The organism is Agrobacterium pusense (assembly GCF_900102105.1).
Taxonomy (GTDB): domain Bacteria; phylum Pseudomonadota; class Alphaproteobacteria; order Rhizobiales; family Rhizobiaceae; genus Agrobacterium; species Agrobacterium pusense.
This window is the reverse complement of record NZ_FNBB01000006.1, coordinates 145,763-159,229: the sequence shown is the minus strand read 5'-3', so window position 1 is coordinate 159,229 and position 13,467 is coordinate 145,763. Positions and strand designations below refer to the sequence as shown.

The window sequence follows — 13,467 nt, the reverse complement described above, 5'->3', positions numbered from 1 at the left end:
CCCACATCATCCTTTCGCAAGCGCTATAGAAGACCCTACTCTGTCATCCTCGGGACAAGCTCGAGGATGACGTCCGATTGTCGACGGGATGGCGCGGCATCGGTATGATCGCTTGGTACTGTCGGTGTTCTCAAAGGTGAGCCGGTTAACTGCCGGCGAACGGGGGGCGCCTTGATGACGCTCTCCATTAAATCCTTTCGCCGCTTGACTTGTGTCAAGGTTGCAGGCCGCTCTCTGGCGTAGACAGTCCCCGAAACCGGTTATTCCGCTTTCAGTGCGGGAAATACCAGGTACGAATTATGAACGTGATGGTGGCTGGCTTCTTCGGTTTTATCGTACTACGGTTGAAACCTGAAGGGTTCATGGGGAAGACGGATGTCTAAAAAGGGCTTGCTCATTGGTCTGGCGGTTGTGGTTCTGGCCGTGGCCGGCTATTTCGCCTGGTCGAAGCTGACGGCCGAGGGCCTGCCTTCGGGATTCGTGGCCAGTAACGGTCGCATCGAGGCCGTCGAGATCGATATCTCCACCGAGACCGCCGGCCGCCTTCGGGATATTATGGTCCGTGAGGGTGATTTCGTGAAGGCCGGACAGGTTCTGGCGCAGATGGATACGGCCCAGCTGGAGGCGAGGAAACGCCAGGCGGAAGCACAGCTTCGCCGTGCGAAAATAGCAATCGACACGGCCCACAGTCTTGTCGCCCAGCGTGAAGCGGAAAAGACGTCGGCGCTTGCGGTGGTGGAACAGCGAAAGGCCCAGCTCGATTCCGCCTCCAAGACCAATGCACGCTCGAAACAATTGCTGACGGGCAATGCGGTCTCGCAGCAGATCGTCGATGACAGCGAGGCCGCCGAGCAGTCCGCCCGCGCAACGCTCGCCTCTGCGCAGGCCTCGCTTGCGGCTTCCGACGCCGCGATCAACGCCGCCAAGGCGCAGATCGTCGACGCCGAAGCGGCGGTAGACGCCGCACAGGCTGACATCGAGAGCATCGAGACTGACATAGCCGATGCGACGCTGAAATCGCCCCGCGACGGTCGCGTGCAATATCGCATCGCCCAGCCCGGAGAAGTGCTGTCCGCCGGTGGAAGGGTTCTGAACCTCGTCGATCTCGGCGACGTCTATATGACGTTTTTCCTGCCGACGGCCGAGGCTGGCCGCACGTCGATGGGGTCTGATGTTCGACTGATACTGGATGCCGCCCCCCAATACACCATTCCGGCAAAAGTGTCCTTCGTCGCGGATGTCGCGCAGTTCACGCCGAAAACGGTGGAGACCGAAGAGGAACGCCAGAAGCTGACATTCCGGGTAAGGGCGCAAATCCCCCAGGCACTTCTGCAGAAATATATTCAATATGTGAAAACAGGGCTGCCCGGCATGGCCTATGTCCGGCTTGATCCGGAGGCCGCCTGGCCGGAGAATCTCGAACGCAATCTCGTCAAGTGAGGGTGGCCGCTATGGTCGCGCCTCCAGAAACGAATGACAGAAACGCACCCGTTGCGCGATTGACCGATGTGCGGTTGACCTTCGGAAGCACGGTTGCGCTGGACGACATATCGGTCGAGATACCCGCCGGGCTGATGATAGGGCTCATCGGGCCTGACGGCGTCGGCAAATCGAGCCTGTTGTCGCTGGTCTCGGGCGCGCGCGCCATCCAGAAGGGCAAGGTAGAGGTTCTGGGCGGCGACATGTCCGATCCGCGCCACCGTGATGATACCTGCCCGCGTATCGCCTATATGCCGCAGGGCCTTGGCAAGAACCTCTATCCCACCCTGTCAGTCTTTGAAAACATCGACTTTTTTGGCCGGCTGTTCGGACAGGACGGAAGGGAACGGCAGGCGCGTATCGCCGAATTGCTCAAGAGCACCGGCCTCGAACCTTTTGCCGATCGTCCCGCGATGAAGCTCTCCGGCGGCATGAAACAGAAGCTGGGGCTCTGCTGCGCGCTCATCCACGACCCGGACCTGCTGATCCTGGACGAGCCGACGACAGGCGTTGATCCTTTATCGCGGCGGCAGTTCTGGGAACTGATCGACTCTATCCGTGCCGGGCGTCCGGGCATGAGCGTCATCGTCGCAACGGCTTATATGGAGGAGGCCGCCGGTTTTGACTGGCTGGTTGCCATGGATGGCGGCAAGATTCTTGCCACCGGCTCGCCCGCCGAACTTCTCGACCGCACCGCGGCACCCAATCTCGACGCCGCCTTCATCGCGCTTCTTCCCGAAGAAAAGCGCAAGGATTACCAAGAAGTCCATATCGCGCCACGAAAGCCGACCGGTGAAGGTGATTATGCCATCGAGGCATCCCACCTTAGCATGCGTTTCGGCGATTTCACCGCCGTCGACAATGTCAGCTTCAAGATTCCGCGCGGCGAGATTTTTGGCTTTCTCGGCTCCAATGGCTGCGGAAAATCCACCACCATGAAGATGCTGACGGGGCTTCTGGCCGCCAGCGAAGGAGAGGCGAAGCTCTTCGGACACAAGGTGGATGCGAGCGACATGGCGATCCGCCACCGCGTCGGTTACATGAGCCAGGCCTTCTCGCTCTATTCCGAACTGACGGTGCGGCAGAACCTTGATCTGCACGCCCGCCTGTTCAAGCTGCCGGAAGAGGCAATTCAACCGCGTATCGCCGAAATGGCGGAGCGTTTCGATCTTGGCGCGGTCATGGACACGCTGCCGGACGACCTGCCGCTTGGCATCCGGCAGAGGCTGTCGCTTGCGGTGGCGATGATCCATTCGCCCGATATTCTCATCCTCGATGAGCCGACCTCTGGTGTCGACCCGGTGGCGCGTGACGGCTTCTGGCAAATCCTCGCCGATCTCTCGCGCAACGATAATGTCACCATCTTCATCTCCACCCATTTCATGAACGAGGCGGAGCGCTGCGACCGGATTTCGCTGATGCATGCCGGCAAGGTGTTGATCAGCGATACGCCCGATGCGATCACCAGGAGCCGTAATGCCGCAACACTTGAAGAGGCTTTCGTCGCCTATCTGGAAGATGCTTCCGGGGTTACGAGGGACGCGCCTGCGACAGCATCTGTGGCAGCAGCGGACGTGCCGGTGACGCAACATGCGGCGCCCTCCCGCAAGAGATTTTTCGATTTCAGGCGCATGTTCAGCTATACGCGCCGCGAGGCACTGGAACTGCAGCGCGATCCCATTCGCGGCACGCTGGCCGTGCTCGGCAGCGTCATCCTGATGTTCGTCATCGGATACGGCATCAATCTCGATGTCGAGGACCTGACTTTCGCGGTGCTGGATCGCGACGATTCCACTATCAGCCGCGATTACGTGCTCGACATTGCCGGCTCCCGTTATTTCATCGAGAAGGAACCTATCCGGGACTATGCCGATATGGACCGGCGCATGCGTGATGGCGAACTGAGCCTTGCCATAGAAATTCCTCCTGGCTTTGGCCGCGATGTCTTGCGCGGCAAGACTGTGGAGGTAGGGGCCTGGATAGACGGCGCCATGCCGCAGCGGGCGGAGACCGTTCGCGGTTACGTGCAGGGCATGCATCAGACATGGCTGGCGCGGAAGGCCGCCGAGATTTACGGCAGCGCGGCCACGCAAAGCAGCTTCAGCATCGAAACGCGCTATCGTTACAATCCCGACGTCAAGAGCCTTGTCGCCATGGTGCCGGCGGTCATTCCGCTGCTTCTCATGCTCATCCCCGCAATGCTGGCGGCCCTCAGCGTCGTCAGGGAAAAAGAGCTCGGTTCGATCGTCAATCTATACGTGACGCCGACCACGCGGCTGGAATTCCTGATCGGCAAGCAGCTTCCCTATGTCGCCCTTGGCATGCTCAATTTCGTGCTTCTGACGGCATTTGCGGTCTTCATCTTTCAGGTGCCGTTCACCGGAAGTTATCTCGCTTATGCGACGGGCGCGCTGCTCTATGTCATCATCGCCACATCCATCGGCCTCCTCATGTCTTCCTTCATGAAGAGCCAGATTGCGGCAATCTTCGGCACGGCTCTTCTGACGCTCATTCCGGCGACGCAATATTCGGGCATGATCGATCCCGTCTCGTCGCTGCAAGGGGCGGGCGCCTTTATCGGCAACGTCTATCCTGCCACCTATTTCATGACCATTTCACGCGGAACTTTCTCCAAGGGCCTGGATTTCGCCGGACTTTCCGGCTCGTTTCTACCGCTTCTCATTGCCATTCCACTGCTCCTCATTGCCGGCGCTGCACTTTTGAGAAAGCAGGCGTCATGAGGCTTTTTTCGTCCAACATCTTCCAGCTCGGCATAAAGGAACTGCGCGGTCTCGCGCGAGACGGAATGCTGATGCTGCTTATCGTCTATGCCTTCACGCTGCAGATCTATACCGGTTCCAGCGCGCTGCCGGAGACGCTGAACAACGCGGCCATCGCCATTGTCGATGAGGATCAGTCGCCGCTTTCCAGCCGCATCAGCACGGCGTTTTATCCGCCCTATTTCTCCCCGCCGAAGCAGATTTCCATCGCTGAAATGGACAAGCGCATGGATGCGGGCCTCGATACCTTCGCGCTCAACATTCCACCGGATTTCCAGCGCCGGCTGATGGCCGGACAGCAGCCGGCCATCCAGCTCAATATCGACGCCACCCGCATGAGCCAGGCTTTCAGCGGTGGTGGTTACGTGCAGAGCATCGTGACGAGCGAAGTACAGGAGTATGTCGACCGCTATCGCGGCGCGACCTCGGTGCCGGTTGACCTCACGCTACGTTCCCGCTTCAATCCGGAACTGGACAAGTCCTGGTTCGGCTCGATCAACAACATCATCACCGCCATTACCATGCTATCCATCGTGCTGACGGGCGCGGCGCTCATTCGCGAGCGAGAACACGGAACGGTCGAGCATCTGCTGGTCATGCCAGTGACGCCTCTGGAAATCATGCTCAGCAAGGTGTGGTCCATGGGGCTGGTCGTGCTGGTGGCCTCTGCATTTTCGCTGTTCGTGGTGGTGAGGGGCCTGCTTGCCATTCCCATCGAAGGCTCGCTTTCTCTTTTCCTGCTCGGAACGGCATTGCAACTCTTCGCCATGACTTCCATGGGAATTTTTCTCGCAACAGTCGCCGGGTCCATGCCGCAATTCGGCATGTTGCTGATCCTGTTTTTGTTGCCGTTGCAGGTGCTGTCCGGCGCCATGACGCCTCGCGAAAGCATGCCTGATATCATCCAGTACATCATGCTTCTTGCGCCAAACACCCATTTCATCATCCTGGCGCAATCGGTGCTTTTCAGAGGGGCGGGGCTGGATGTGGTCTGGCCGCAACTGCTGGCGCTGCTGGCCATCGGCTCGGCTCTTTTCGTTTTTGCGCTTCGCCGGTTCAGGCGTTTCCTGCGCTGACAGCATCGGGATCACGCGCATGTTTCAGCCGATTCCACGTAAGTTGAATTAATTGTGTTCGGTAACGGTATGTTCGCCTTCCGCGATTATGCCTATGAGGACGGCTGGGTAAAGCGGGCTTTGTTCAGGAGTAGCACGATGAGTATTGCAGCACGTCTGGCGACGGCAGCCATGGTCGCACTGGCTGCCACGTCATCTTTCGCGTCGGAGGATATGACCTCTGAGACGAGTGAGGCGATATTCGGCTTCGCTGGCGCCATGACAAAAGAAGACATGCTGAAAAGCGCGGCGCTTATTCCCGTGGACTATGAAAGAAACGCTGTCATCGGCGGCGGCTATCAGTTCTATCCTTACCGTATCGGCAATATAAAACTGGGCGGTGAGGTCGGCATGGCCGTCAGGTTCGGCAAGGGCTTCACCGGCGAGGTGTGGGCGGGCCCGGTCGCGCGTTATGAACAGATCAGGCTTGGAGAGCGACTGTTCATCACCCCAAGTTTTACAGCAGGGCTCAGCCTTGTTACGGATGCGCAGCCCGGCCGCGAGCGCGAACAGGAAATCAAGGACGACGGCAACGCCAATGTCCTTTTTTATCTGGGGCCGGAAATCAACGTGTCTTTCAGCGAGGGTTCCTCGACGGAATTCTTCTGGCGCCTCCACCACCGTTCCGGTGGCGGCAAAACACTTGGCAACATGAAGGGCGCCACAAACGCCAACGTGTTCGGAGTCCGCTACAAGTTCTGAGCCGCCGCGACTTTATAAGGTCCTGTGAACTGTCTGAATTTCAGCCAGGTTTCTGTTTCAATGCAAACCGGCGCCGGCAACCCTTGCGTCTGATGCATGGGTGGATTGCCTTATTCTGTCTGTTAAATCCCCATTGGAAAGCGCATATAGAGGTCATCGAAGGACGCCGGAACGAAAACGTTACTGACGTCACCTAAACCTCAGAAAGGGTTATGTCATGAACGTAGCACGCAGCTTCAACAATTGGCGCAAATATCGTCAGACCATCACCGAACTCGGCCGCATGAGCACCCGTGAACTGCACGATCTCGGTATCGATCGCAGCCAGATCACCAGTGTCGCTCGCGCCGCTGTTGGCAAGTAAATAGGGCGATACCGCCTCATTCTGAATGCTTCAACGCCCGCATTGCGGGCGTTTTTGTTTTGGTTTGACAATGAAGGCACTTCATTTGGGGTGTCTGACAGCGAGGCGGCGCTCTCACCGGATGCGCCGCATTCTTCTCGATTGCTGTCGAGGTTCCGTGCAGGTTGGGAAATCGGTAAAGGCCCGGTCCGCGATAAGCGGGTGGGTGCCCGGTATCTTCCTTCGTGACGGACGCCATGCGCTCAGCGCATATCTGTGCTGCAACCTTGTGCCTGTCAAATGCGCAGGGAAATGGTATGTTCCTCTCATCGAAACGGATGTACCTCCTCCCACATCCTTTTCGTAAAGCGGGTGATCCTACTCCTCCTCCCAAAGGATTGCCCCGGGGACAGCGGTTTTCCTCCTCCCATATCGCTGTTCATCTTTTCAGAAAGCCTGCCGCACCTCCTCCCGCGGCAGGCTTTTTTGTTTTTGGCCGTTTTCCTTGTTGGTATATCTCAGTCGAATGCCATCATGCCGATGGGCGTCACGGCACGGGTGCCTGCGCGTCTGGCGAGTGCATAAGTGAGGCATTGTTCGACTGCATCTTGCGGAACGGGCTTGGCGATGACGCCAGCGCCGATGCCGAGATTGACCACGACCTCGGGGTTTGCGGTCATGAAGATGACCACCACACCGTGCTCTTCGGAAAGCCGTCGCCCGATTTCCGGCCCGGTTTGTCCATCGGCAAGATTGACATCGACAAATGCAATATCGGCGCGGCGGCCAAGTGCCACGGCATCATCCAGCTTGTTGGCGATACCGATGACGTCTGCCTCTTCATCCGCCTGAAGAATGGAATCCTCTATGTCCATGGCGATGAGGAACTCGTCTTCCACGATCAGTACCCGCGGCTGCTCCATGCGGAAGCCGGGTTCACTCTGCAAAACGTCTGCCAACATATGCCTGCCTCCATTGAGTACGCTACCAAGCACCGAACTGAAAAAATACGCCGCGGTTTGGGGTCGTCTGGTGCTTCGACAATATCTGGAGCGTCGGGACTGTTTGATCTCATCACCCGCCGCCTCAGCACGGTCGGCAAGCAAACACCCGGCGGGCCAACTCGTTCCAAAGTGAGATAAACATAGTGAATGGAGTGTAAACAACGTGCCTTTTGGGCTATCACCTCTTGATAGCGAAGCAGTTGATTCGGTTTGGTTTTCATCCGGGGGAAGGGTGGAGGAACGTCGCCGTAGCGCATCTTTCGCCGCTGGAGCACCAGTCTTTTGGCCGCAATCGGTCCTTAAGGCTTACATGGAAATTCAAGACGTTACGGCCTCCTTCGCGCGCCAGGAAGGAAGAGCGGGAACGCCACCGATCAATCGCGTGCCGCGGTCAAAACCGGCGCGGGACCTTATGAATTTGGAAAGAGAATTAGACGATGACACAGTCTCCGCGCGCCACCATTGCCCGCAACACTCCCAACATCGCCGTCGTCGGAGTTGGTGGCGGTGGCGGAAACGCGATCAACAACATGATTGCCGAGGGTATCGGCGGCGTCGATTTCATCGCGGCCAATACGGATGCGCAGGCGCTGAAGAAGACCAATGCGCCACGGCTCGTGCAGCTCAGCTCAGAACTGACGGGCGGGCTTGGAGCGGGTGCTGATCCCGAGGTTGGCCGGCAGGCTGCGATCGATTCCCTCGATGAGATCATGGATCACCTGAGCGGCTATGATATGTGTTTCATCACCGCCGGCATGGGCGGCGGCACCGGGACGGGTGCGGCACCCGTTATTGCCGAAGCCTGCCGTGCAAAGAACATTCTCACAGTTGGTGTCGTCACGCTTCCTTTCAGCTTTGAGGGCGTGCGCCGCATGCGGGCTGCTGAGTACGGTTTCGCCAATCTGCTCAACACGGCCGATACCGTCATCGTCATTCCCAACCAGAACCTGCTGCGCATTGCCGATGCCGGCACCACCTTCGAAAATGCGCTCAAAACCGCCGACAAGGTGCTGTCGCTCGGCGTGCGCTGCATCACCGATCTCATTTTGCGTGAAGGTCTGGTCAATCTCGATTTCGCCGATGTGCGATACGTCATGAAGAATGGCGGCCGGGCGCTCATGGGCACCGCACAGGCCAAGGGCGAAAAGCGTGCTTCGGAAGCAGCGGCAGCGGCCATTGCCAATCCGCTGCTCGGCGAGCCCTCGCTGAAGGAAGCACGTGGCGCGCTGGTCTCCATTTCCGGCGGCAACGACCTGACGCTTTACGAGATTGATGAAGCGATGACGCTGGTACGTGAGGCTGTCAGCGAGGAAACCGATGTGGTGATGGGCGCTTCGTTCGACCCAACGCTGGACGGCGCTTTCAAGATTTCCGTCGTGGCCACCGGCTTGCGGAACTGATCTCGGAATAAGGCCTCGCGTCGTCGCTGGAAGCCGCTATCCGCCGCTTCGGCCGTGAAAGCGCGATGAAGACGTCTGCGCCACAAACCGAACGATCGAAAGCCGTCGCGGGCAATTTTCGCGACGGCTTTTTGTTGTTTTTGAACAATTATTCCGTCATGCAAGCCAGCGACCCGGTGACACGTCGTTGATAACGAAAAAATATAATAGTACTCTTTATGTCGACAAGAAGGATTTGATTATGACGGATATAATTGCTTCTGCCGAGCGCAAGCGCGGCTCCGGTGTGAAGATGGTCTACGATCTGCTGCGCGACGAGATTCTTGATCTCGTCCTGCCACCCGGCAGTCCCATCGATGAAGTGCAGCTTGCCGAACGGTTCAAGATGTCGCGAACGCCGATCCGTGAGGCGCTGGTACGGCTTTCGGGCGAGGGGCTGATCGATACGCTGCCGAACCGCTCCACCATGGTGTCGAACATCGATTTCCTCAACATGCACACCTATTTCGATGCGCTGGTCTTGATGTACCGGGTAACGACCCAGCTTGCCGCGCAATATCACCGCCCGGAAGATCTGGCTGGCATTCGCGCCCATAATGCGGAATTCGCCGTTGCGGTGGAGGAGCAGGATGCGCTGGCGATGATTTCCACCAACGCCGCCCTTCATCTTTCCATCGCGGAGGCCGGACGTAACCCCTATTTCACCAGCCTGTTCAAGCGGCTGCTGGACGAGGGGCGGCGCATTCTCAGGCTTTATTACCAGTCCTATGACGATCGTCTGCCGAAGCGCTTTGTCGATGATCATGAAGAGATGATCGAGGCGATTGCCGCACGCGATATCGCTCTTTCCGAAAGGCTGGCGCGGGAGCACGCCGAACAGATCGTCCGGCAGGTGCAGAAACTGCTGGTGCGAAACGAACGGCTGGAAATAAATCTGTAGCTTGTCGATTTCTTGTCGACAAATAAAATACAAGATAGTAATGTCCCTCTCGAAAGGGTCGCGCGGACGTGCGTCCATTCCCGAAAAACATGTCCCTTAGGAGCTAGTAATGACGGCCAGCATTTTTTCCGGCGTGATTCCCGCCTTGATGACCCCCTGCAAGGATGATCGCACCCCCGATTTCGATGCGCTTGTTCGCAAGGGCAAGGAACTGATCGCCGATGGCATGTCCGCCGTGGTCTATTGCGGCTCCATGGGCGACTGGCCGCTCCTGACGGACGAGCAGCGCATGGAAGGCGTGGAGCGTCTGGTGAAGGCCGGTGTTCCCGTCATCGTCGGTACCGGAGCGGTCAACACGGCGTCTGCCGTTGCCCATGCCGCCCACGCCCAGAAGGTTGGCGCCAAGGGCCTGATGGTCATTCCCCGCGTTCTGTCGCGCGGTTCGGTCATCGCCGCCCAGAAGGCTCACTTCAAGGCAATCCTCTCGGCTGCACCGGAAATCCCTGCCGTCATCTATAACAGCCCCTATTATGGTTTTGCGACCCGCGCCGATCTCTTCTTCGCGCTGCGCGCCGAGCACAAGAACCTCGTTGGTTTCAAGGAATTCGGCGGCCCGGCCGATATGCGTTATGCGGCTGAAAACATCACCAGTCGCGACGATGAAGTCACGCTGATGATCGGTGTCGACACCGCTGTCTTCCACGGCTTCGTCAATTGCGGCGCAACCGGCGCCATCACCGGCATCGGCAACGTGCTGCCGAAGGAAGTCATCCACCTCTGCAAGCTGTCGCAGGCTGCCGCCAAGGGTGACGCCGATGCCCGCGCACGCGCCTTGGAACTGGAACAGGCGCTGGCCGTTCTTTCGTCCTTCGACGAGGGCCCGGATCTGGTTCTCTATTTCAAGCACATGATGGTGCTGAAGGGCGACAAGGAATACACGCTGCACTTCAACGAAACAGATGCACTGACGGACAGCCAGCGCGGTTATGTCGAAGCACAGTTCAAGCTGTTCAACAGCTGGTACGCTGACTGGAGCAAGCTTCCGGGCGCAGTGCAGGCCTGCAAGGCCGCCTGAGATATTGCTGCTGTGAAAAAAAGGCCCGCAACTGCGGGCCTTTTTTGCATGTGATGAGGTTTGATGTCTCTCCTCCGTCATGCCGGACTAGATCCGGCATCCAGCCAGGGCGCGTCTGCGTCATGAAGGGTCTCTTCCGCGGTCAAGGACTTGATCGCGCTGGACCCCGGATCTAGTCCGGTCTGACAGGGCCGGGATGCTATGCAGTCGCAAAAAAACGCTGAGTGACGTTGTCGTTATGAAGGCCCGCAATTGCGGGCCTTTTTTCCATTTCCCCATCCAAATGGTCAGGAAACCGCGTCCAGCCCCTTTTCCAGCAGCCGGTCGAGCCCGGCCATTTCGGCAGCGGTAAGCGTGATGCCTTCGCTTTCGGATTTGGCGCGGGCAGTGAAGCGGCGGCCCGACGGCAGGCGGGCGCCCTGGCCGATAATGGCGTCGAACAGCACTTCCGCGCGCTGGAAGGGGTCGCCGGGGCGGCCCTTGGCAAAGGCTTCAGGTGAAAAAGCGACGATCAATTCGCCATGGGTGGGGGCAAGCGTGGTGGTGCCGAGAAATTCGAGCGCTTCGGGGCTGGTGAGATCGCCGATCATGATGCCGGCGAGAAGCTCGATCATGGTGCCGATGGCCGATCCCTTGTGGCCGCCAAAGGGCAGCATGGAACCGGCAAGGGCCGCCTCCGGGTCGGTCGTCGGCTTGCCGTCGGCGTCCAGAGCCCAGCCTTCCGGCAGGGGCTTTCCGGCCCGCCGGTGTAGTTCGATTTCACCGCGGGCCGCAACCGACGTCGCGAAATCGAAGACATAAGGGGAGGTGGCCTTGCGCGGCCAACCGAAGGCGAAGGGGTTGGTGCCAAGCAGAGGCTTGGTTCCGCCGGTGGGCGCGACGGTGGAATAGCTCGGGCACATGACCAGCCCGGCGAGACCGTTTTCGGTCAGCCCTTCGACTTCCGGCCAGAGCGCCGAGAAATGCGTGCAGTCATTGACGACGAGTGCTGCGATGCCCGAGCGTCTCGCCCGCTCCACCAGAACCGGCAGACCGAGTTCGAAGGCGGGGTTGGCAAAGCCGCCATGGGCATTGACCTTGACGATGGCCGTGCCGTCGTCTTCGGCCACTTCAGGTATCGCATCCGGATTCACCTTGCCGGCCTTGACGGTGCGGAGGGCGCCTTCGATACGGTAAATACCGTGCGATTTGCAGGCATCGCGCTCACCGGCGGTGATGACGCGTGCCAATGCGCCCGACTGCACCTTATTGAGGCCCGCCTTGCTGAAAATCGCCTCGACCCGCGTCGAAAGCTCTTCAATGGTCAAGGTGGTGGTGTCGCTCATCATTATCCTCCGATGTCGGGCTCGCACATTTTGAATACATAAAGTATACAAAGGTGTGCGTATTGCAACGTGTCTTTTCGATGAAGCTCAGTCACAGCAGAAGGCCACCCTCTCAAACACGAAGATACCTCAAGCCCTCATTCCTGTGCTTGTCACAGGATTGCAGTCGACGCGCGTCTGCGCGTCGGAAAGCCTCTTTCGGTCCAAAGACTTGGGTTGGCCAGATTCCTGTGACAAGCACAGGCATGAAGGATGCTGAATGTTTAGCCCACCTTGTCCGCTCCCCCGCGCCGGCTCGCGTAATCATCCGCGATACCTCATCAGTTCGCAGATGCAAAAAATTCTTTTTGTATACTCATTGTATTTTTCTATTGATTTCTCAGCCCCACAGGGAAATAGTGACCGCGCCTTCAAGGGCAGACCAATTCTGGGAGCAAATCAAGAATGAAAAAATCGGTCATTTTCGCCGGCCTGCTGGCCGCCACTTCCGCTATCACCCCGGCCAAGGCCGACAAGCTTGACGACATCATCTCGTCTGGCACGCTGCGTTGCGCGGTTGTGCTCGACTTCCCGCCCATGGGCGCGCGCGATGACGCCAACAATCCTATCGGTTTCGACGTCGATTATTGCAACGACCTCGCCAAGGCGCTCGGCGTCACGGCTGAAATCGTCGAGACGCCGTTCCCCGAGCGTATTCCGGCACTGATGTCCGGCCGCGTCGACGTCGGTGTTGCTTCGACCTCCGATACGCTGGAGCGCGCCAAAACGGTTGGCATGACCGTGCCTTACTTTGCCTTCGAAATGGCCGTTACCGCCAACGACAAGTCCGGCGTCAAGTCCTTCGAGGACATGAAGGGCAAGACGGTCGGTGCAACCGCCGGCACGTTCGAAGCCATTGCGCTTGAAAAGTCGGTCAAGGAGTGGGGCGTCGGCGAATTCCGTCCTTACCAGACCCAGGCTGATGTATTCCTTGCCCTGAGCCAGGGGCAGATCGATGCCACCGTTTCCACGTCGACCGTTGCGCAGTCCAACGTCAAGAGCGGCAAGTTCGCCGGTATCTCGGTGGTCGGCAAGGCGCCTTACGACATCGATTACGTCGCGCTCTTCACCAACCGGGATGAATACGGCTTCATCAACTACCTGAACCTCTTCATCAATCAGCAGGTTCGCACCGGCCGCTACGCCGAGCTCTACAAAAAATGGGTTGGCGGGGAAGTGCCTTCGCTCACCGTCAACGGCGTTTATCGCTGATCAGGACTTTTCGGAAACGGCGCGGTCGAATGATCGCGCCGTCGATCGTTTCT

11 protein-coding genes are annotated in these 13,467 nt (G+C 58.6%); 9 read left to right on the top strand and 2 right to left on the bottom strand.

The window, feature by feature from the left end; all coding sequences use genetic code 11:
- Nucleotides 1-375: 375 nt before the first annotated feature.
- The 5 genes from BLU28_RS15690 to BLU28_RS15670 all read left to right on the top strand — a co-directional run bounded on the left by BLU28_RS15690 (nt 376) and on the right by BLU28_RS15670 (nt 6,440).
- A complete protein-coding gene (locus tag BLU28_RS15690; RefSeq protein ID WP_077987560.1) occupies nt 376-1,440 on the top strand; it encodes an HlyD family secretion protein in 1,065 nt (354 codons plus the stop codon).
- Nucleotides 1,441-1,451: 11 nt separating this feature from the next.
- On the top strand, nt 1,452-4,220 hold the full coding sequence (rbbA, locus tag BLU28_RS15685) for a ribosome-associated ATPase/putative transporter RbbA (RefSeq protein ID WP_077987561.1): 2,769 nt from the start codon (nt 1,452-1,454) through the stop codon (nt 4,218-4,220).
- Nucleotides 4,217-5,335 (top strand): ABC transporter permease, encoded by a 1,119-nt coding sequence (locus tag BLU28_RS15680; protein ID WP_077987562.1) that lies wholly within the window; start codon nt 4,217-4,219, stop codon nt 5,333-5,335. Before rbbA ends, BLU28_RS15680 begins: the two co-directional genes overlap by 4 nt.
- Nucleotides 5,336-5,473: 138 nt before the next feature.
- Complete coding sequence (locus tag BLU28_RS15675) at nt 5,474-6,076, top strand: hypothetical protein (RefSeq protein WP_022563847.1); 603 nt, start codon at nt 5,474-5,476, stop codon at nt 6,074-6,076.
- Nucleotides 6,077-6,293: 217 nt separating this feature from the next.
- Nucleotides 6,294-6,440 (top strand): DUF1127 domain-containing protein, encoded by a 147-nt coding sequence (locus tag BLU28_RS15670; RefSeq protein ID WP_004444643.1) that lies wholly within the window; start codon nt 6,294-6,296, stop codon nt 6,438-6,440.
- Between the two features lie 497 nt (nt 6,441-6,937).
- Here the strand turns inward: BLU28_RS15670 and BLU28_RS15665 are convergent, their stop codons facing one another.
- Nucleotides 6,938-7,381, bottom strand: coding sequence for a response regulator (locus BLU28_RS15665; protein ID WP_006700295.1), 444 nt, complete (start codon nt 7,379-7,381; stop codon nt 6,938-6,940).
- A 479-nt stretch (nt 7,382-7,860) separates the two neighbouring features.
- Here BLU28_RS15665 and ftsZ point away from each other — a divergent pair, with 479 nt between their 5' ends.
- The 3 genes from ftsZ to BLU28_RS15650 all read left to right on the top strand — a co-directional run bounded on the left by ftsZ (nt 7,861) and on the right by BLU28_RS15650 (nt 10,838).
- On the top strand, nt 7,861-8,823 hold the full coding sequence (gene ftsZ / locus BLU28_RS15660; RefSeq protein ID WP_004444641.1) for a cell division protein FtsZ: 963 nt from the start codon (nt 7,861-7,863) through the stop codon (nt 8,821-8,823).
- Between the two features lie 241 nt (nt 8,824-9,064).
- On the top strand, nt 9,065-9,763 hold the full coding sequence (locus BLU28_RS15655) for a GntR family transcriptional regulator (RefSeq protein WP_004444640.1): 699 nt from the start codon (nt 9,065-9,067) through the stop codon (nt 9,761-9,763).
- A 109-nt stretch (nt 9,764-9,872) separates the two neighbouring features.
- Nucleotides 9,873-10,838: a dihydrodipicolinate synthase family protein gene (locus BLU28_RS15650; protein WP_006700297.1), complete on the top strand. Its 966-nt coding sequence runs from the start codon at nt 9,873-9,875 to the stop codon at nt 10,836-10,838.
- A gap of 287 nt (nt 10,839-11,125) precedes the next feature.
- Here the strand turns inward: BLU28_RS15650 and BLU28_RS15645 are convergent, their stop codons facing one another.
- Complete coding sequence (locus BLU28_RS15645) at nt 11,126-12,163, bottom strand: Ldh family oxidoreductase (RefSeq protein ID WP_077987563.1); 1,038 nt, start codon at nt 12,161-12,163, stop codon at nt 11,126-11,128.
- Nucleotides 12,164-12,607: 444 nt separating this feature from the next.
- Between BLU28_RS15645 and BLU28_RS15635 the strand changes: the two genes are divergently transcribed.
- Nucleotides 12,608-13,414, top strand: a complete 807-nt coding sequence (locus BLU28_RS15635; RefSeq protein ID WP_004444630.1) for an ABC transporter substrate-binding protein — start codon at nt 12,608-12,610, stop codon at nt 13,412-13,414.
- The last annotated feature ends 53 nt before the right edge of the window (nt 13,415-13,467 follow it).

Excerpts from the sequence above, each read along its gene's own strand:
- BLU28_RS15690 (WP_077987560.1), top strand. The coding sequence starts at position 376 with ATGTCTAAAAAGGGCTTGCTCATTGGTCTGGCGGTTGTGGTTCTGGCC.
- rbbA (WP_077987561.1), top strand. The coding sequence starts at position 1,452 with ATGGTCGCGCCTCCAGAAACGAATGACAGAAACGCACCCGTTGCGCGA.
- BLU28_RS15680 (WP_077987562.1), top strand. The coding sequence starts at position 4,217 with ATGAGGCTTTTTTCGTCCAACATCTTCCAGCTCGGCATAAAGGAACTG.
- BLU28_RS15675 (WP_022563847.1), top strand. The coding sequence starts at position 5,474 with ATGAGTATTGCAGCACGTCTGGCGACGGCAGCCATGGTCGCACTGGCT.
- BLU28_RS15670 (WP_004444643.1), top strand. The coding sequence starts at position 6,294 with ATGAACGTAGCACGCAGCTTCAACAATTGGCGCAAATATCGTCAGACC.
- BLU28_RS15665 (WP_006700295.1), bottom strand. The coding sequence starts at position 7,381 with ATGTTGGCAGACGTTTTGCAGAGTGAACCCGGCTTCCGCATGGAGCAG.
- ftsZ (WP_004444641.1), top strand. The coding sequence starts at position 7,861 with ATGACACAGTCTCCGCGCGCCACCATTGCCCGCAACACTCCCAACATC.
- BLU28_RS15655 (WP_004444640.1), top strand. The coding sequence starts at position 9,065 with ATGACGGATATAATTGCTTCTGCCGAGCGCAAGCGCGGCTCCGGTGTG.
- BLU28_RS15650 (WP_006700297.1), top strand. The coding sequence starts at position 9,873 with ATGACGGCCAGCATTTTTTCCGGCGTGATTCCCGCCTTGATGACCCCC.
- BLU28_RS15645 (WP_077987563.1), bottom strand. The coding sequence starts at position 12,163 with ATGAGCGACACCACCACCTTGACCATTGAAGAGCTTTCGACGCGGGTC.
- BLU28_RS15635 (WP_004444630.1), top strand. The coding sequence starts at position 12,608 with ATGAAAAAATCGGTCATTTTCGCCGGCCTGCTGGCCGCCACTTCCGCT.